Below are 19,557 nucleotides of genomic sequence, written 5' to 3' on the forward strand. Positions count from 1 at the left end.
CATGGATCTCAACCCCGGAACGCCGCTGCATTGGGTCGATGGGGAGGTGATGCTGCGGCTGGGCATCGCGGCCCTGCTGGGATTGGCTCTGGGGCTGGACCGGGAATTGCGAGGACACGCTGCCGGGCTTCGTACCCATGGCCTCATCTGCTTCAGCGCGGCGGTAATGACGGTGAGCTCAATCTCGCTCTATCGCCAGCTGGCGACCGGCCAGTCGGGCATGGACCCGCTGCGTATCTTCGAAGCGACGGGGACGTTCGTCGGTATCATCGCGGCAGGCCTCATCGTCTTCAGCAAGGGCGAGGTCCATAATCTCACCACCGCGGCGCACATCTGGCTGGCGACCGTGGTGGGCATTGCGTGCGGTGCGGCGCAGTGGCCGCTGGTTTCGGTGGCGAGCATCGTATCGGTGGTGATGCTGACCTTTCTGCGGCTGGTGGAGCGGCGCTGGATCGAGCCTCGCCTCGCAGAGAGGGCGTCCGACAAGGAAAAGGAGAAGAGCTGATGCCCAGAAAGAGCCCCCTTGCCGATTATGACGCCAAGCGCGATTTCACGCGGACGCCCGAGCCGGCTGGCAAGCAGGAGCGCAGCCCCGGCGGCAATCTGTTCATCGTGCAAAAGCATGACGCGACCCGTCTGCACTGGGACTTCCGGCTGGAAGTGGACGGCGTGCTCAAGAGCTGGGCGGTGACCAAGGGGCCGAGCGTGGACCCGGACGACAAGCGCCTCGCCGTGCGCACGGAGGACCATCCGCTCTCCTACGCGACGTTCGAGGGGATCATCCCCAAGGGTGAATATGGCGGCGGCACGGTGATGCTGTGGGACAAGGGCAGCTGGGCGCCGGTGGAAGGCAAGAGCGCCAAGGATATCGAGAAGGGCCACCTCCATTTCCGGCTGGAAGGCGAGCGCATGAAGGGCGAATGGCTGCTGGTGCGGATGAAGCCGCGCCCCGGCGAAAAGCGCGAGAACTGGCTGCTGCGCAAGATCGACGACGCATTCGCCGGCAACGGCGACGTGCTGGTGGAGCAATCACTGACATCCGTGCTCACCGATCGCACCATGGCGGAGATCGCGGCGGATACGGCAGGCGCGCAGTCGCTGGCCGGCAAGAAAGGCAAGGCCTTCACCCAAGCGATGGAGGCCGCCGCCGCGCATAATGACAAGGCTGCCAAGAAGGCGGCGGCGCCAGCGCGCCGGGCGTCGAAAGCTCAGTCGAAAGCCAAGCGGCCGGATTTCCAGTCCGTGCAGCTGGCGACCCTGGTTGATGCGGTGCCAACGGGCAATGAGTGGATGCACGAGATCAAGTTCGATGGCTATCGTGCACTCGCAGCCGTCAACGGGGCGGATGTACGGCTCTTTACGCGCAGCGGCCTCGACTGGACGGACAAGTTTCAGCCCATTGCCGATGCCCTTGCCGCGCTGGATCTGCCGCCCGCGCTGATTGACGGCGAGATCGTGGCGCTGGGTAAGGGCGGCAATCCCGATTTCTCGACGTTGCAGGCCGCGTTGAAGGGTGAGGGCAAGGCGGCGCTGAGCCTTTTCGCCTTCGATCTGCTGAGCCTCGATGGCACGGAACTGAGCACCAGCTCGAACATCGAGCGCAAGGAGCGGCTGGAATCGCTGCTCCACGCGGCGCAGCCCCCGCTGCACGTTGCCGATCATGTCATTGGCGCGGGCGAAAAGCTGTTTGCCGCCATGTGCAAGGCGGGTGGCGAAGGGATCATCTCCAAGCGCATCGACGCGCCCTATCGCAGCGCGCGGACCCGCAACTGGCTCAAGGTCAAATGTACGCTGCGGCAGGAGTTCGTGCTGATCGGCTGGAGCCGCAGCAGCGCCAAGGGGCGTCCGTTTGCCTCGCTTCTGCTGGGCCAGCGAGAGGGGCAGGCGCTGGTCTACAAGGGCAAGGTCGGCACTGGCTTCGATGCGGCGACGATGGACGATCTCGCGGCTCGCTTCGCCACCCGCGCGCGCAAGACCCCGGCGGCCGAGGTGCCTCGGGCCGAGGCACGCGGCGCGCAGTGGATCAAGCCGGATCTGGTTGCCGAGGTGGCCTTTGCGGAATTTACCGGCGACGGCCGGGTTCGGCATGGCAGCTTCCTGGGGCTGCGCAGCGACAAGGATGCGACCGCCGTGACGCCCGAAAAGAAAGCCCCCGCACCCAAGGCGAAAAGCGAAGTGCCGATCTCCAACCGGGAGCGTGTGATTTTCCCCGAGAGCGGGCAGACCAAGGGCGATCTGGCCGATTATTATGCGGCGATCGCGCCGCTCATGCTGCCTTTCGTCTCGGACCGGCCGATCAGCCTTGTGCGCTGCCCGCAGGGCCGGGCGAAGCAGTGCTTTTTCCAGAAGCATGATAGCGGCTCGTTCGGCGCCCATGTGCATCATGTGCCCATTCGCGAGAAGGATGGCGGCACGGAGGATTATCTCTACGTGCAGGACAGCGAGGGCCTGCTCGCCTGCGTGCAGATGGGGACCATCGAGTTCCACGGATGGGCCGCGCGGGCCAGCGATGTCGAGCATCCTGACAAGATGATCTTCGATCTCGATCCCGATGAGGCGCTGGATTTCTCCGAGATCATCCGCGCGGCCCGAGATATCCGCAGGCGGCTGGAGGATATTGGGCTGGTCAGCTTCGCCATGCTGTCCGGCGGCAAGGGCGTGCATGTGATCGTGCCGCTCACGCCGGGGCATGATTGGGACACGCACAAGGATTTCTCGCATCGCTTCGCAGAGGCGATGAGCATGGCCGAGCCGGAGCGCTTCGTCGCCACGATGAGCAAGGCCAAGCGCAAGGGGCGCATCTTCATCGATTATCTGCGCAACCAGCGGGGTGGCACGGCGGTGGTGCCCTATTCGGCCCGCGCCCGCGCTGGCGCGCCGGTTGCGGTGCCGATCAGCTGGGAGGAGCTGGATGATGCGAAGGATGCGCATCCGTTCAGCATCGCGGATGCTGAGGTCCTCATTGAGCGCTCACGGGATAAATCGCTGCGGGGCTGGGGGTTGATGGCGCAGAGCTTGCCGGAGTTGTGATGCTCGGCATCGCACCGCCGCTCCGTTCGTGTCGAGCCCTTCGACTGCCCGCAGGCGGGCGGTCAGGATAAACTTCAGCTGCAAGCTGAAGTCGAGACACGCCAGCGCTGATCTATCGTGTCTCGACTACGCTCGACACGAACGGGGGAGGATTAGAACCCCTATTCGTGCCGGAGCGCGTCGATAGGGTTCAGGGCCGCCGCCCTGCGAGCCGGGAAGAAGCCGAACACCACCCCGATCAGCGCTGAAATGCAGAAGGCAAAGACGTTGATCTGCGCGTCGAACGTCCACGGCACCTGCATCAAGGGCGTCGCCACGGCGATGGCGATCTGCGCCAACAGCAGGCCGATCGCGCCGCCGAGGCAGGAGAGCACCACTGCCTCAACGAGGAACTGCAGCAGCACCTCGCGCTGCACCGCGCCAATGGCGAGGCGGATGCCGATCTCGCGGGTCCGTTCCGTCACGGAGACGAGCATGATGTTCATGATGCCGATGCCGCCGACCACAAGGCTGATGCCCGCCACTGCTGCGACGATTCGCGTCAGCAGCGTGGTTGTGCCGGTCAGCGTGTCGGAAATCTGGCGGGTGTCGAAAATGTTGAAGTCATCTTCCTTACCGCCGGTGATCTTCCGCCGGTCCCGCAGCAGATCGGTGAGGGAGGCCTGTACCTGCTGGGTCGAATAGGCCTGATCGACGCCCACCATCAACAGCCGGATATCCGTCGTCCCGGTAAAGCGCCGCTGCACGGTCTTGATCGGCATGATGACGACATCGTCCTGATCGCCGCCGAAGCCGGCTTGTCCGCGCGTGCTCAGCGTGCCGACGATGTCGCAGCTGACGTCGCCAATGCGGAAGCGCTTGCCGATGGCATCGTCGCCCCGGAAGAGGTTGCGCTGCACGGTCGAGCCGATGATGCACACGGCCTTGCCGGCGGTTTCCTCCGCAGGGGTGAACATGCGCCCGGCACTTAGTGGCCAGGGCTGCACCTTGAAATAATCCATGGTCGTGCCGTTGATCGTCGTCGACCAGTTGGCGCCCTCATAGATCGCCGTCGCGCTGGCCTGTGCCTGCGGGGCGACCGCGGTAACGCCCGCCACCTGCTGCTGAATGGCCGTTACGTCCGAGGGTTCGAACTCGGGCGGACGCGGCCCGCCGCCACCCCGGCCGAAGCCCTGGCCGGGCCGCACCTGCAGGATGTTGGTGCCGAGCGCCGCGATCTGCTGTTGCACGGCGGCTGTCGTTGCCTTGCCCAGCGTCACCATGGTCACGACCGCCGCAACGCCGATGATGATGCCCAGCGTCGTCAGGAAAGAGCGCAGCTTGTGCCGCAGGATCGAGCGCAGCGCGAGGAGGAAGGTGGTGCCCAGCATCAGTGCATCGCCTTTTTGCCGGCGCCCTGTTCGATGCGATCGACCAGCCCGTCCTTGAAATGCACGATGGTGCGGGCGAACTCGGCCATGTCCGGCTCGTGCGTCACCATGAGCACGGTGATGCCCGCATCGCGATTGAGGCCGCTCAGCAGTTCCATGATCTCCACCGAGCGCTCGCTATCGAGATTGCCGGTGGGCTCGTCGGCGAGCAGCACATCGGGATTGGTGACGATGGCGCGCGCGATGGCGACACGCTGTTGCTGGCCGCCGGAGAGTTCGGCGGGCGTATGGTCCCACCATTTATCCAGCCCGACCTTCTCGAGCGCGCTCATTGCCGCCTCCCGTCGCGCATCCTTGGCATCGCCGCGGTAGAGCAGGGGGAGCTCGACATTTTCGAGCGCGGTCGTGCGGGCCAGCAGGTTGAAGCCCTGGAAGACGAAGCCGAGATATTTGCGGCGCAGCAGTGCCCGCTGATCCCGGTCCAGCGTCTCGACATGCACGCCCTTGAACATGAAGGCGCCCGAGGTCGGCACATCGAGGCAGCCGAGGATGTTCATCGCCGTCGACTTGCCGGAGCCGGACGGGCCCATGACCGCCACGAAATCGCCCTGCGCCACGTCGAGGTCGACGCCCTTGAGCGCCTGGAACGCGGTCGCGCCCTCGCCATAGACCTTGGTGATGCCGCGCAGGGAAATGAAGGCGTTATCGGCCACTGCTGGCGGCCCCGCTGAGCTGGCTGGTGATGACGTTCATGCCGGGCTTGAGGTCGCCGGAGAGCACTTCGGTATGGAAGCCGTCGGTGTCGCCGGTAGTGATCTGCACCGCTTTCGGCTTGCCGTCGTCGCCCACCACATAGACCTGCTGCTGCGCGCCGCGACCCACGGTGACGCTGCGGTCATTGCCGCCGCCCCTGCGGCGCGGCCCCATCGAGAGCGCGCCGGTGATGCCGGACTGCCCGCCGCCGGCCTGGCTGCCGCCCTGCGCCTGCGGGGAGAAGCGCAGCGCCGCGTTGGGCACCAGCAGCACATCCTTCTTGTCGGACGTGACGATATCCGCCGTCGCGGTCATGCCGGGGCGCAGGTCGAGCTTCTCGTTATCAACGCTGAGGTCGGCGGCATAGGAGACGACCTGACCCGTGGTGCCGCTCGTGGACGTGCTCGACGTCGAGGATGCGCTGGCCGCGCTGGCCGAGAGATTGGAGCCGATGTCGACGCGGGTGATGACGGCCGGGAAGGTCCGCTCAGGGAAGGCATCCACGATGAACGTCGCCTTCTGGCCTTCCTTGACCGTGCCGACATCGGCTTCGTCAATGGCCACCTCCAGCTTCATCTTGGAGAGATCCTCGGCGATCACGAACAGGGTCGGCGTGTTGAACGAGGCCGCGACCGTCTGGCCGGGGTCGACCTGACGAGCGAGCACGACGCCCGCCACGGGCGAGCGGATGATCGCGCGGGCGCGCTGCGTCTGGTTCTGGGAAAGCGCGGCCTGGCTGGCGACGACATTGGCCTCGGCCACGCGTAGCGCGGCCTGCGCGCGCTGCACATTGGCGCGTCCGGTCTGCAGCTCGGTTTTGGAAGGGACACGTCCGCCGGAAAGTCGGGCGACCTCCTCCAGCCGGGCAAGCTGCGCCTGCGATTCGGAGAGTGTGGCCTTGGCCTGCGCCACCTGCGCCTGATTGGCGGCAAGCTGGGCGCGGCCCTGGCGAATCTGGTCCTCGATCTGCTCGGGGTCGATCTCGGCCAGCGGCTGGCCCTGCGTCACGCGGTCGTTCACGTCCACCAGCACGCGCACCACCAGACCGGAGAGCTGCGAACCGACCGTCACCTGATTGGTCGGCGCCAGCTTGCCGGTCGCCGAGACAGTGGTGACGAGGTGGCTGCGCTGCACCGGCGCGGTCACATAGCCGGGCGCCTCTGCGCTGCCGAAGAAGCGCCAGGCGAGCAGAATGAGCAGCAGCGCGCCGGCGACGATGGCGACCCATTTGAAATGGCGACGCCAGGCCGGCTGCGGCTTCACGCCGAGAAAATCATCGAGTTGCTGATCTGCCATGCTTGTGCTTCCGGTCATTGAGGCGCGGTCGGCGTGACGGTGGCATCCCACCCGCCACCCAGTGCGGTGTAAAGAGCGATCAGGGCGGTTGCCTTGTCGGCGCGGGCTTGCACCAGGCCGTTGCGGGCCGAGATGAGCGAGGCTTCCTGCGTGTTGAGCGTGGTGAAGTCAGTGAGGCCGGTGCGATACTGGTCCCGCGCGAGCAAAGCGGAGGTGTTGGCCGCATCGAAGGCGATGGCGAACTGTCGTTCCCGCTCACCGGCGGTGCGCAGCGCAACCAGCGCGTTCTCGACATCTTCCAGCGCGGTCAGCACGGTCGACCGATAGCTGGCGAAGGCGCCTTCCGCACCCGCCTGCGCGGAGCGGATCTGGGCGCTGGTGCGGCCGCCATCGAAAATGAGCTGGCTGAGGCTCGCAAACAGGCTGCCGGTGATCGTATCGAGCACGCTGCCGATGCTGGTGGCGCCCGCGCTGAGGCTACCGCCGATGCTGAGTGCCGGGAAAAGCTGCGCGCGCGAGACGCCGATCTGCGCGGTAGTGGCGGCGAGGTTTCGCTCGGCGGCACGCACGTCGGGGCGCTGGCGCAGCACGTCGGCGGGGATGCCGGCAGCGATCTCCTCCGGTCCATGGGGGATCGGCTTGGGCGCTGCCAGCATCTCCTTGAGCGCGCCGGGCGCCTGTCCGGTCAACACGCCGATGCGGGAGACAGCGGCATTATACTGCTGCTCAATCTGTGGCACGCTGGCGGCAGTCTGTGCCCGGCTCGCGCGTGCTTGCTCGGCATCCAGCGAAGAAACCAGCCCGGCCTGCACGCGGAAGCCGGCGATCTCCAGATTATCGTCCTGAATCGCCAGGCTCGACCGCGCGTTCTCGATCTGCGCCTGATAGGCGCGCGCCAGCACATAATTGCGCGCGACCTCGCTTTGCACCGAGAGCAGCACGGTCGCATAATCGAAGCCCGCGCCTTCATATTGCGCCCGGCTGGCGGCCACGGAGCTGCGCACGCCGCCGAAGAGATCGAGCTGGTAGCTGGCGTCTAGCCCCAGCGAGAAGCTGTCGGTGCCGCCGTCGCCAACGGTTACGACCGAGCCGTCCGGCAGCGTCGTCGTCCTGTCGCCGCCCCGCAGCGGCTCGGTCCGGCGGTAACCGGCCGAGCCACTGGCCGAGGGCAGGAGGCTCGAGCGGCTGACCACCAGCGCCTCGCGCGCCTGCCGCAGCCGCGCCGTCGCCTGTGCGAGGTCGAGATTGGATTGCGCGGCCTGCTCCACCAACTGGCCCAGAACCGGATCATCGAAGCTCTGCCACCAGCGGGTCAGGTCCGCCCGGTCCGGCGTTGCCGGCACGGACCACTGATCGGGCACCCCCAGAGCGGATGCGCTTTTTGGCTCATAAGCGGGAGCCATGGTGCAGGATGGCAGCAGGACGATGCCCGATAGCAGCAGGAATGCGCGGTTCATGCCCGATGAATGGGTGAGCGCGCAATTTTCGTCCAGCCGCAAATTGTCACAAATTATACCGAACGGGTGGATTGCCGCTACGGAACGCTGCGCGGAGAGGCCTTATCCATTCCTTAAGATATTGATGGTTAAGGAAGTTGTTCGGTGAATGCGCGTCGATTATCATGGCTGCAACAGGGCCGGATCGTCGATAGCGACGCACCAGGACGGAGCCCGATCTTCTTCGAGAGAACAGCATGATGAACGTGAGGCTTGGCGCTGCGGCGCTCGCATTGTCTTTGGTATCGGTCCCCGCTTTGGCGACCTCGACCATTACCGACGGGATCAACAACCCAGCAGGCCAGTGGGCCGGCATCGATTATTGGGGCGTCCAGGTCTCCCAATTCTCGACGGTGGACCAGACATTCACGTTCAATCTGCCGACCTATAGCAAGGTGGATCTGTTTCTGAGCGGTTCGCCGAAATTCCAGTTCACGGACATTTTGCTCAACGGCACGAGCATCGCCAGCAATCTGACGCCGGGCTGGTCCAACGCGCTGATCGGTTCCGGCTTTGCCGATGCCGGGTCGGTAACCCTGCAGTTCAAGGCGAACTACACCTGCCCCGATTGCTGGGGCGACTGGTTCGGCGGCTATGTGCAGGTAAGCGAGGCGGCCTATAATCCGCCTGTGACGCCGCCGGCCTCCAATCCCATTCCTGAGCCTGCGACCTGGGCGCTCATGCTCGGCGGCCTGGCACTGGTGGGTCTTATGATGCGCCGCCGCAAGGTGTCGGTCAGCTTCGGCTGACCGGCTTCGTCCGCAGCAAAGGAAGAGAGGGCCGGACTTCCGGCCCTTTTTCATGGGTCATGCTGGCGCGCGGCCCTCTCCGCCAGCGATGGTCAGCACCAGCTTTTCCAGCACGACATTGTCGTCGATGCGCCAGATGCTGATCCGGTGCCGCCCGGCCTCAACCGGGCCGAGATCGGCGGTCAGGCGTAGGCTGTTGTCGATGACCGCCTCGGCCCAGCGCCGCTTGGCGGGCGTGTCCTGCGCGCCGCCCGTCGGCTCCAGCACGGCTCGCAAGACCGTGACTGGGCCATCGTCCAGAGACACGCCGAGCGCGACTCCGGCCTGTCCCATCGTACCCAGCGTGGGGACCAGGTGGGCGGTGATCTGACCGGTCCCGGCCTGGGGGACGTCCACCTCATAATCGAGCGCGACCCCGTCGGCCGGGGTGGTCGCGGGACGACCTTGCGGCAGGGCCACCATAGCACTGCCGCCCTGACCGAGATGGGCGATGGGGGTCCAGCGCAGGCCCTTGGCATGGCGCGCGCGGCCGAAGTCGCTCGCCGCGATCGTGATGACGCGGGGGTCTGCCGGGCGAGGCGCGACGAAGACGGGGGTGCCTTTCGTGGTTCCATCGCCGACCCGCGATATGCTGGGCATGCTCTGTTGGGTCGGTTGCTGCCAGATGACATAGCCGATGTGCACCTGCGCCATCATGCCATCCCACTTGCCACCATTGAGTGTATGATAGTGCGCGGTCAGATCGGCATCGCGCTGGTAGCTCGTTTCCACCATGTCCGCGAAATAGTTGGCGCGCGGGTCATTGTCCTGCGCCAGCCGCTTGTTCCACGCCGCGCCATAATAGAGCCGGTACAGATTGGCCATCGCGCTGATCGGATAGGCGAGGAGCTGATCATAAGCATCGTGCTGCTCGGGGCGTAGCCGCGTCCGCGTGGCGAGCATCCGGCGTTCGAGCGCATCCCACTCAGCGACCATCGCCCCGAACACGCGCCCGTCCAGCGCTCGCGGTGTGATGTCGCCCAGCGGGAAGCTGTCCTGATCGATCAGTTCGGGTTTCCGCCGCGCGGCATATTGGCTGTAGGCCGTTATCATCGTACCGATCGCCTCGGCCTGTTCGGGGCCGAAGATCGCCGCCGCCCAGCGCGCCGGATAAGCGGCCAGCGCCTGCGGCGTCATGGCCTCGGGATTCCAGGCCATCGCCAGGAAGAAGCTTAGCGGATATTCCATGGGCTTGATGTCGCCGACATTGACGATCCACATCGCCCGGGCATCGCGCTGATAAGCCAGGTCCATCTGCTGCCAGACCTTCTCGATCTGGTTGGTGTTCAGCCATTTGTAGTTACGCGGCACGCCCACATAATCGAAGTGATAATAGACGCCATAGCCGCCGCTGCGGGGTTTCGCGGCCGGATCGGGCAGGCGGCGGATTTGGCCCCAATTATCGTCAGCGAAGAGCAGGATGACATCGTCGGGCACCTGCATGCCGTGGTCATAATAATCCTGCACTTCCTTGTAGAGCGCCCAGACCTGCGGGGTCTTGTCCGCGCTCTGGCCGGTCACCTGGGCAATGATGGCGCGCTGGTCCGTCACGATCTGTTCGAGCAGCGGGATCGCGGTGCCTTCCGCCATGGCCTCATCGCCATCGCCGCGCATCCCGATCGTGACGACGGACTCATACCGCCCGCCTTTCCCTTTCGACATCATGCGCGTGATGCCGCCGCGCCAGAATTCCCGCAGATTGTCGGCGTTGGTCGTGTAATCCCAGCGTCCGCCGGTCACGCCGCCTTCAGGATTGCGGTGCCACTCGTCCTGCGCGCGGAGCATCGGCTCGTGGTGGGAATTGCCCATCACCACGCCCATTTCATCGGCGAGAATCATGTTCTGCGGGTCGTCGGCGGCGAAAGCACGCGGCGCCCACATCGCCGGCCAGAGATAATTGCCCTTCAAGCGCAGCAGCAGCTCGAAGACATGGGCGTACATCGTGGCGTTGAAGCCGCCGAACGTCTTTTCCGCCCAACTGCTCAGGCAGGGTGCCTCGTCGTTGATGAAGAACCCTCGGTAGCGCACCTTGGGCTGATCCCGTACCGGCATGGCGGAGATCGACACATCCTGCCGCCGCGTGACCGGCACATCGGCAAACCAATGCCATGGCGAGACGCCGATCTGCTCGGAGACATCATAGGTGCCGAACACGGCGCCGCGCCGATCTGATCCCACGATCACCAGCGCGCGCTCGATCCCCTTGGCCGGATGATCCACGACGATTCGCCGAAAGGCTTCCCAAGCCCCCTCGAGATCGCCCACGTCGATCTTTCCGGCAGCGATCAGACCGTCGATCAATCGGCTTTGGCCCAGCACGCCGATGATGACAGCCACGGGGGAAGGCGTGCTCCCATGGCCCTTCGATACGCGCGCAGCCGTGCCGCACACCCGCCCAAGATCTTCCGCGAATCGCGTGGCGACATGCCCCACCGCACTGTCGGCCTCGCTATCGATCATCACCACAGCCGGCACGCCGCTGCGGATCAGCGGGAAGGGGGCTTGCACTCCCAATCTCAGCGTCCCGGCGCGCGCGGCGAGCGGTGAACCGAGCAAAGCGAGCAAAGCGAGCGTCCCGGCAGCCGCGCCTCTCATCAGCCGTCGTCGCGTGACTCCGCTGGCCGCGTGCTCGCGCATGATCCGCTCCCTTCACTCTTCGCCTGTCTGCGACGCCTCAGCGCACCATCACGCGTTTTACTCCGACAAATAAAGTGCAAATAGTTGAGCCCGCTGTCAAATGCACCGTGCCGTTTTAATACGTTTTCGGTCGAGCAGAGGCGCGCCGGCGGCAGTGCTTCTGCGGGCATCAATTGGGCATGATGCGCGGACGCTCGCGCGGTCGGAGCATGCCATATGCCAGGATTTCAACCATTCTGGCGGAGTTTGGGCTGCTGGGCTCAACTTCGGTCGCGCAGGGAACTCTCCACCGCGGCCCCAAACGATCCATATTTTTCGTCAAATCGAGTGCCTGCAGCGCCGCTCGGCGCGCGATTTTTCCCACGCTGATGGCAATTGCTCCGCCCAAAAAAGGGTGTAAACGCTCAAGACAGCAGAAGGTTGCACCGGCCTGTAAATGCTTCTGGGCGTCGACGGGGGACTTTACGTGATCAAAGATGTGATTGTTGGTTGGCGTCGCCGTTCCGTGAGCCCCGTCTCCTATGCCAACCCTTTGGGCGATGCGCTCCAGGCGTCGGGTTCGCTGAGGGACTCCGTCGTTCGATTGATGGACGGAATTGCCGGCTATAAGTGGGCTGGCGAGACAATGCTCGAGGTCCCCAACACAGCTGCAGACGCGCATCTCAATCAAGTGCAGCAGCGGCGCGTCTTCGCCGGACTGTCGCGCAGTTTTCATCCCGACGAGCGCTCGGATGCAATGCACCTGAGCGCCGACCTGAATTCTCTCGACGATCGCCGGACATCCATCGGCGCGCTTTGAGGCGAAATAGGGCGAGGTCACAACCACCCTCACATCCGTGAGGAAATGGTGCCGGATGCAGGAGCCGTACTGAAGTAGTCCGCAGATGCGGATTATCCGCAGAAGTCTGTGCTTTTCGGGCAACGCCGACTGACTGTCCTGTACCCCCATATTGTACCTTCCGCAACAGCGTGAGAGTCTTAGGCGCGTCGCCGAACAAAGGGTTCGCGGCGGCTTGAGGCAGAGGGTTCAATGACAAGTAGACAGGCAGCCAAGTTTTCGTCTCTCACGGTGATCCTAGAGGACGGTTTTGCTGAACATATGGGCGGCGGGATTTTCGTTGTGCGCCAGCGGGATGATGATTCCCGAAAAGCGTTCAGAAAAGTGGTTCTGGAAACACACGACATTGAGGCCCTGATGGGTTCAACGGCCCTAACGGTCCCCCTGGTCGATGGGCGGGCAGAATATGCGGGCGATGACCTTTGGGTGGTGTACCGGACCGATGAGCTTAGCGGGAAGCCCGCCAGCGTTGTTCTGTCCCGTAGCGATCTGGTGGTCATGTGGAAGACTAGCGGACAGCCTCAGGCGGTGCGAGACGCCGCAGTGAGCCTACACGCGGTTTTGGAACGATACGCCGCGACCGTCGAAACGCGGCTGGCATAGGGGTGCCTCTGTTGAGCCGCCAGCAATGCGTAATTGCCGGTCGTCCGGGACTGGTTCCTGAGGAAGTACGCCGATGTTCCTAACATGGTCCTTGGCCGACGCATGGTCCTGGCTGGTACACCTGCCGTTCTTAGGTGGGGCGGTCCTCGCCTCGCCGCTCATCGGCATCATGCTTCTGAACTGGAACGACAGATACTGAAAAATTACCCCCCGGTTCCTTGAGGGACCAGGGGGTAAGCAGTCAGTCGAGTGGCTCGATCATGTTTGTTCCGAGGAGGCTACCGGCTATGCGCCCGCTGTGCTGGCTCAGGATGCCCGCGTTGCGGTCAACCAGGACGCGGCGGGCCTTCTCCCTTCCCACCTCTCTCATGGCCGCCCTGAGGGCACTGGCGTCGGTCTCAGCGAGCACAGAGGCGACATGCCCTTTGACTTCGCTGCTGTTCCCGCCGCCTTTCAGAAGAGCGCGGGAGACGTTCAAGAGCCCAGGGCCGGGATGCCCCGCTAGGGCCTGAATGAACCCGGTGGAGGCATCTGCAAGCCGTTGGTCCTGCTCCGCCATCTCAGCGAGGCGGTCAGCCGTCTGGGAGTTGCCACGTACCGCCTTCCAGGTCTGGTGGGCCTCGTGCTCAGCGTCGGCGCGGTCGAAGAGGGCGGAAGCGCGAGACCCGTGCGCCGCTTCAATGCCCTCGCGCTTTGTCAGGCTCCCTTGGATGCGGGCCGCCGCGTTGGTCCAGTCTCCTGCCTGCTTAGCGTCTGTGGCGAGGCCTGAGCGGTGCCCCAGCCGGAAGAACTCGTCCTGGGACGGGGTGAGGTCTACAAGGCGGTTCTGGATGTCCTCGCCGCCCTCCTTGGCCATCTCCTCCCCCAGCTCCATAGCCTGGCGGTTCTGGATGGGACCCGCATAGGCATCGCGGGCAGGCTTCCAGGCGGGATTTAGGCCCGCAGTGTCGTCGACCCCGTCCATGATCTGGAGAAGCCGGGAGCGGATCGCCATGGCACCTTGGGATGCCCTGGTTACTTCAGGAGCGGCAAGAGGCTTGCTGCCATCATAGATGGTCTGATCCAGGACCGTCTTCATGCGGTCATAGAGGGCCATGGTGGGCTCAGGGGTGCCAATTATTGAGCCGTCATCGCCAACTGCCAATCCAAACCGATGGGGCTGCTCGCCTTGGTCCTGGATTTGCCTGCCAGCTACCTGCACCGCATCCCGAGCCGAGGGCCTCTGCATCAGCTCTTGCAGCTCCGGTGTAAACGGAACCGGGGTGGCGTTGCTGGTGTCGTAAAGCGGCCTTGCCGCCTCCCTTGCCTCTCGCCCGAGCGCCGCCGCTTGGGCCTCGACGTTGGCGGTTGGGCCAAGACTCTCCGCGACGTGGCTCGCCATGCGGGAGGAGGCCTCCTCCTGGCGGGCATCAAGCCTCCGGCGAACCGATGCCAACGCCGGGCCGGGGGATCGTGCTGCGGCTGCGTAGGACCTGCGGGCGCCCTCATGGACATCTGCGGCTACTGCGGGGACTCCGAGGCCTTGCCGACGGTTAACCTCAGAAAGGACCTCACGGGGCGTGAAGTTTCTGCCTGTGGAGGGATTGGGGGCGTCTCGCAACGCTTGGTCCAGCGCCCGATTGGCTGCAGCCCTTGCAGGGTCTCGGGCGAGCTGCTGCCCTTCTGCGACGAGAAGCCTCGCCATGGGCGGGGGAACGGGGAGGTGACGACCGACTGCCATCGCGGCTCGGCCAGCCCCCTGTATGAGCGGCTGAACCACCGGGCGCAGCGGGGCGGATGCGGTCTGGAACATCCTGGTAGCGGCGGGAACGGCACCGCCTACAGCGGCGGACAGCAGTCCAGAAGATACACCGTCTTCCGCCTTCCCCGCCACGGTATCCCTATCGGACGACATGGCCCCCGACAGGAGCCCGTAGAGCCCTGAGGTAGTGGCGGCGGCCTTGGCCTTCTGGAACAGGTTGGCGCCGGCGGCGATCTTCTTGGCCGGTAGGACCAAGCCTGCCGCCAGCCCTGCGCCGGTCGCGATATTGGATGCGGTGCTGTTACGCGCGGCGGCGAGGCGGTTGCGGCCCTCTTGGAACCGCTTGCCCTCGTTGTAGGCCTTGACGGGGTCGAAATCGACCTTGTCGCTAAAGGGCGCCTGGACCGCGTTAACGACGGTCTCGCGGGCACCCCGAACGAAGCCTGAGAGGCCCGGCAGAACACCTTCCAGGACCTGTCCGGCCACGCCAGCGGCGCGGTTCTTCAGGGTGGCGGGCGGGTTCTTCACGCTCCACTCATGGGCGATCTTGGCGGCTGCCTTGGGGTCGTCGGTGTCCACCTCGATATGCCTGCCATCGGCTAGGGTGACCTTAATCATGCGGCCACCTCGCTACCCTCAGGAGCCTTTAGGGCCGCGAGCCGCGCTGCCTCGGCTTCCGTGAGGAGACGGGCCTGGAGGTCTTTCCGTTCGGTCGCGCGAGCCATCTGGCTGTTGAAGTATTCCTGCGAGTGCCGGAGGTCTTCCCACTCGGCCTTGCGGCCGGAGTACCTGAAGGGGCGCGGCGGGAGGGAGCCGTCGGCGCCTACCGTTAGGAACATGGCTGGATCGCCTGGACGTGGCTCGGGGCACAAGCGCTGCGCTTCGCGGCGTGTCCAAGCAGCGAGGCCCTGACCTCTTGCAGGGTCCACGAGGGCCGTAAGCCACCACGCGCCCACCGGGGAGACAAGGACGATGTCCTGCAAGCCCTCTTCGGTAACTTCGGAGCACGTCCGCTTCGCCGAGGGCGGAAAGGCCGGGTTGTTCACTTTGGCTGCAAATTTGGGATAGACGCCCATCGCAGCGCAGAGGTCTGGAACGACGAACCAGGGGACGCCGTCAAACATAATGACGCGGATGGGACAGTTATTGAAGGTGAGGAAAAGGTCGTGCTCGATGAGCGCCGAGGGATTGTCCATGTGTTTCCTATGTAGGTTGGGGGTGGGCTGCCCGTTGCGGGGGAGCCGGGGAGGTCCCCTGGGTCCTCAAGGGACCGGCAGGGATTTGCTGACGCCCACAAGCTCGTGAGCGTTCGTTGAGGTCCGCAGGATGGAACCACGAAGCGGCGGTGGGACCCATGCCATGCGATGCTCGGCTGAAATCTCAGGGAGCACGTGTCGACTGCGAGGGTCCGACTTTTGTTTTATTCGACCAGCGAAGCCGCCGATTTCGAATTGCATTTAGGTTTGGCGCCTAGGGGGGAACCCGCTGCCGCCCGTATGGTACCTAAAAGGGACCCAAAGGCCCGGAGGGGACCCGTGCTTTGGGTTAGGCCGGTCCATGGCAGTCCGCCCCTGCGGTCCCTTCGGCTCCCGGCTGAGCGGTTAGGACGGCAGCGCGTTCCCATTCGGGCGTTTGCCGAGACGCGGGAGGCGGCGCCGACATTAGGGCTCCATGTCTCGTTAGGGTTTACTCCTGCGGGGCATCGGCATGATACACTACGAATGTCTCATAAGGGTTGACTGAAGATATTTGAGACAGTAGGCGGAATACATCTAGAGCCTACTGGGACACTTTAAGTCATGTCGACCATCATCGGGTACGCGAGAGCCTCCAGCGAAGATCAAAGCTGCACTATCCAGGAAGAAGCGTTGCGAGCAGCGGGCTGCACTATCATTCGCTCGGAAAAGCGCAGTGGGACCAGCCGGGAAGGAAGGGAGGAGCTGGAAACCATCCTGTCGTTCCTGCGCCCAGGCGACACCCTTATGGTCACGCGCATCGACCGGCTCGCCCGCTCAGTCAGGGACCTGGAGGCTCTCGTGGACACCATCAAGGAACGAGGAGCATTCCTTCGTGCCACTGAGCAGCCCGTCGATACATCCACCCCAGCGGGCAAGGCATTCCTCCAGATGCTCGGGGTCTTCGCCGAGTTCGAGACTGCGTTGCGCAGGGAGCGCCAACTGGAGGGTATCGCGAAGGCCAAGGCTGCAGGAGTGTACACGGGCCGCAAGCCAACCGTAGATGCTGCAAGGGTCCTAGAGCTGCGGCAAGAGGGGCTGGGAGCTACAGCCATTTCCAAGCGGCTGGGCATCGGTCGAGCCAGCGTGTATCGGGCGTTGGAGGCTAGCGAGGAGAAGAAATAGTCGGGTGGCTGAATCACCGGGCTCAGTTCTGATCGCTTTTATCTCTCAATAGCTTGCGCTCCGCCCTTCATGATATGATGTTACATTCGTTGTGTTGAGGTGCGCGTTCACATAATATCAGAATAGCAGCAGAGGGGGACCAATCATGAACTGGCCATCGGTTGTTGATTGGACAACTGCGATACCGACCAGTCTTGGAGCGTGGATAGCGCTCGTCGGAGGTGTGGCGGGCATCTACACCTTCTGTGCGAATCAGTGGCGTCGTCGGCCTCGATTGATCTTCGACTACAGCACCGAGCGCGATCAAGAAGGCGACTGGCACCGCTTTATGCTCACTAACCGATCCGATCTGCCAGTAACGTTTCGGTTACATGGCCCTGCGTGGTTGCTTTGGACACCGCTGGGATTGGTGATGCTCGATTACGCTGTAGACACAGAGGACCACAGTCCCCAGCTCCAAACACTCGGACCGCTTGCCTCCACTTCATGGTTCATCTCGGACGAAGCTTGGCTTCCACTTCGAACCCCAAGGCTCAGACGCTGGACTCAATTGCGTTATGGCCTAGATTTGCCCATCTCGGGGAAGGTCAAGTGGATCAAACCACGTCCCTCACTGGACTACGAGTTATCAATGCGTGAGAAGTGCATTAACTGGGCGTATGGTCTCCACGGCTATCTCGGCCTCCCGAAATCCTAGCACGTGGCGACGACACCTTGCCTAGGTTCCTCGTGAAGTAATTTTGCATTCCGCTTCTTATCGCGTCTGCCGCACGGTCCTGTTGGGAGTAGGGCACCATAAGGGCGTCATGGACCGGCAAGAACCCCACGCCCTGCGCCATCAGGTCCTCCATCGCCAAGCGCAGAACCTCTGCCTCGTGGAACTGCAGGTCTAACGGCGAGATGCCCAAAGTCTGGAGGTCGGCAAGGAACGGGTATCGAGCCAAGCCAGCTTGACGGGCCTTATTGAACTTGTTGCCTCCTGTGCTGGAATTACCCGACCCGAACGCCAGATTGATCCACGTCTTGACTTCCTCTCGTGGGAGGCCGTTCAGCGCATAGGGGTCCTGCGAGGGATCGAACGGCAACCCCAGTAGCCCATGCAGGATTGTCAGGTGCGAGGCGCAAATGTCGACTTCGACAACTGCCTCTCCGTCAATCCGAATGGCCTTAGACCTGGCCTGCTGTCCACCCTCCATGTTCTCATAAGTGTCCGCATTGGGCATGGAGTAGAACCGACCGTGCCACTGCCAGGCGAAGTCTGGATGGTCGGCATTGCTGAATATCCTGCGCAGGCCAGCGAAGACGACCCCGTCGATGCGTCCCTCGGCCATCAGGAAGCCGTTGAGGCACTCAAGGTTAGCGAGGATCGCTGAGGCCTTTGCGTCTTGCGGGTTGACCAGGAGGCGCTTCGGTCGATCCTTTTTTGTCAGCTTCGCGGCTCTCGCCTCAAGGACGTTTGCGGGGACCGGCGCCTTTGCCTTGCTGGCCTCGAAATGTGCCGTGAAGTCTTCCAGTCGGACGCCATAGTCTGCAGCGAGACCGAGAAGCTGAGCTGTCGGACGGAAGCTTGTTCTGATGCATTCCGTCTCGGGTAACCCCCATCTCTCAAAGGGCCTGATGAAGCCCTTCATCTCTTCTACCAGACCCGCTGCCCGAACTGCCTCCCTCATGGTCTTGAAGGCTGTAGCGCCTCCAGGGTAACCATGCAGGGCGTCTGTGTTCGTCTCCAGCCTACTCCATCTTCCATGCCTTGCGGCGGCGAAGAGGTCGGTAAGGAAAGCGTTGAGAGCCTCGCGGTACTTTGGGAGCATGGAAGGACGAAGCTGGCCCTTGCTTGCTCTGAAAGGGGCGATGACGCTGTTGATGATGGTTGTCACGAGGGAGACTGCTTCTGTGGATGCAGGTTGCCCGGTGAGCAGCATGGAGCGGCTATGGGCTCGGGCATCTCGTCGGTCAGCAAGCTCCATGCCACTCAAGGGAGTGGAGAGATGCATAGGAAATAACCTTTATTGAATGAATGGATGACGGCCTAGCAGCTCTGTGCCGACCCTCTCTCGGAACACCCACAGTCCATAGTAGTATGAAATCTGAGGTCGCCGCCTCGGGCCTATGGCCCCGATGTTGCGAAGATGGGCCGGTTCGCCACGCCTTTTCCATCCCGAGAAGAAGGTAGAGACGGCTGTGCATATGGTGGCCCTTAATCAATTTGGCGGTCGAAGAGCTGAAGGGCGCTTCGACGCCTCAGCGAGGCACCTGTCTCCGCACTGGCCTGTCACGGGCCTCTGCGGGCAATCTAGAAGGGGTTCTTTTCTAACCTCCACGGCGCCTATGGGGGCTGCCTTGAACCGCCCCGTGATCGTCGAAGCCCCCAACTCCTGAGAATGGGGGTCTACGATGAGCAAGACGACGAACAAGTTTGCGCTGGAGGTTCGCGAGTGGGCTTGCTGGATCGACTCGGTCCCCCGCCTATGCTCATGTGGTCACGAAAGGCGGGAGGCCTCCGTCCTTTCTAATGTCAGCACTAATGGAGGACCGGCAGGCTTGGGGCGTCCTATGTGACAACTGCTGGCCAGAAGGCCTAAGCGTCCTATGCGGGGGGACGCCGTTCTCCTAATGTCGGCATCAAATGCAGATTGGCCGGAAAA

Annotated in this window: 13 protein-coding genes and 1 pseudogene; 6 read left to right on the forward strand and 8 right to left on the reverse strand. The window is 63.7% G+C overall.

Features of this window, described 5'->3' with window-relative positions; genetic code table 11:
* Position 1 precedes the first annotated feature (1 nt).
* Both M2335_RS06240 and ligD read left to right on the forward strand, forming a co-directional pair.
* A complete protein-coding gene (locus M2335_RS06240) occupies positions 2–505 on the forward strand; it encodes an MgtC/SapB family protein (protein WP_264594128.1) in 504 nt (167 codons plus the stop codon).
* On the forward strand, positions 505–3,030 hold the full coding sequence (gene ligD, locus M2335_RS06245; RefSeq protein WP_264594129.1) for a DNA ligase D: 2,526 nt from the start codon (positions 505–507) through the stop codon (positions 3,028–3,030). Before M2335_RS06240 ends, ligD begins: the two co-directional genes overlap by 1 nt.
* Positions 3,031–3,191: 161 nt before the next feature.
* Here the strand turns inward: ligD and M2335_RS06250 are convergent, their stop codons facing one another.
* The 4 genes from M2335_RS06250 to M2335_RS06265 are packed head-to-tail and all read right to left on the reverse strand — an operon-like array spanning position 3,192 to position 7,906.
* Positions 3,192–4,400, reverse strand: a complete 1,209-nt coding sequence (locus M2335_RS06250; protein ID WP_181560226.1) for an ABC transporter permease — start codon at positions 4,398–4,400, stop codon at positions 3,192–3,194.
* A complete protein-coding gene (locus tag M2335_RS06255; RefSeq protein ID WP_264575342.1) occupies positions 4,400–5,113 on the reverse strand; it encodes an ABC transporter ATP-binding protein in 714 nt (237 codons plus the stop codon). The genes M2335_RS06250 and M2335_RS06255 overlap by 1 nt, the downstream gene beginning before the upstream one ends.
* Entirely contained in the window at positions 5,103–6,449 is a 1,347-nt protein-coding gene (locus M2335_RS06260) for an efflux RND transporter periplasmic adaptor subunit (RefSeq protein ID WP_264594130.1), read from the reverse strand. Before M2335_RS06260 ends, M2335_RS06255 begins: the two co-directional genes overlap by 11 nt.
* 14 nt (positions 6,450–6,463) lie before the next feature.
* The gene (locus tag M2335_RS06265; RefSeq protein WP_264594131.1) at positions 6,464–7,906 is read right to left on the reverse strand and encodes an efflux transporter outer membrane subunit; all 1,443 of its coding nucleotides are present in this window, start codon (positions 7,904–7,906) and stop codon (positions 6,464–6,466) included.
* Positions 7,907–8,598: 692 nt separating this feature from the next.
* Here M2335_RS06265 and M2335_RS16545 point away from each other — a divergent pair.
* A pseudogene (locus M2335_RS16545) lies at positions 8,599–8,694 on the forward strand (PEPxxWA-CTERM sorting domain-containing protein); the annotation flags it as partial.
* A 57-nt stretch (positions 8,695–8,751) separates the two neighbouring features.
* On the opposite strand, the gene M2335_RS06275 reads toward M2335_RS16545, so the two are convergent.
* Complete coding sequence (locus M2335_RS06275; protein WP_264594132.1) at positions 8,752–11,370, reverse strand: glycosyl hydrolase 115 family protein; 2,619 nt, start codon at positions 11,368–11,370, stop codon at positions 8,752–8,754.
* A gap of 466 nt (positions 11,371–11,836) precedes the next feature.
* Between M2335_RS06275 and M2335_RS06280 the strand changes: the two genes are divergently transcribed.
* The gene (locus M2335_RS06280) at positions 11,837–12,169 is read left to right on the forward strand and encodes a hypothetical protein (protein ID WP_264594133.1); all 333 of its coding nucleotides are present in this window, start codon (positions 11,837–11,839) and stop codon (positions 12,167–12,169) included.
* A 231-nt stretch (positions 12,170–12,400) separates the two neighbouring features.
* Positions 12,401–12,811, forward strand: a complete 411-nt coding sequence (locus M2335_RS06285) for a hypothetical protein (RefSeq protein WP_264594134.1) — start codon at positions 12,401–12,403, stop codon at positions 12,809–12,811.
* A gap of 241 nt (positions 12,812–13,052) precedes the next feature.
* Here M2335_RS06285 and M2335_RS06290 read toward each other — a convergent pair whose 3' ends face one another.
* Together M2335_RS06290 and M2335_RS06295 are read right to left on the reverse strand one after the other, a co-directional pair.
* The gene (locus M2335_RS06290; protein ID WP_264594135.1) at positions 13,053–15,170 is read right to left on the reverse strand and encodes a hypothetical protein; all 2,118 of its coding nucleotides are present in this window, start codon (positions 15,168–15,170) and stop codon (positions 13,053–13,055) included.
* Positions 15,167–15,748 carry a hypothetical protein gene (locus M2335_RS06295; RefSeq protein WP_264594136.1) on the reverse strand — a complete coding sequence of 194 codons (582 nt, stop codon included), beginning with the start codon at positions 15,746–15,748 and terminating at the stop codon, positions 15,167–15,169. The genes M2335_RS06290 and M2335_RS06295 overlap by 4 nt, the downstream gene beginning before the upstream one ends.
* Before the next feature lie 603 nt (positions 15,749–16,351).
* Here M2335_RS06295 and M2335_RS06300 point away from each other — a divergent pair.
* Positions 16,352–16,912 (forward strand): recombinase family protein, encoded by a 561-nt coding sequence (locus tag M2335_RS06300; RefSeq protein ID WP_264594137.1) that lies wholly within the window; start codon positions 16,352–16,354, stop codon positions 16,910–16,912.
* Between the two features lie 647 nt (positions 16,913–17,559).
* Here M2335_RS06300 and M2335_RS06305 read toward each other — a convergent pair.
* On the reverse strand, positions 17,560–18,789 hold the full coding sequence (locus M2335_RS06305) for a hypothetical protein (protein ID WP_264594138.1): 1,230 nt from the start codon (positions 18,787–18,789) through the stop codon (positions 17,560–17,562).
* Between the last annotated feature and the right edge of the window lie 768 nt (positions 18,790–19,557).

The organism is Sphingobium sp. B12D2B (assembly GCF_025961775.1).
In the GTDB taxonomy this organism is placed as follows: domain Bacteria; phylum Pseudomonadota; class Alphaproteobacteria; order Sphingomonadales; family Sphingomonadaceae; genus Sphingobium.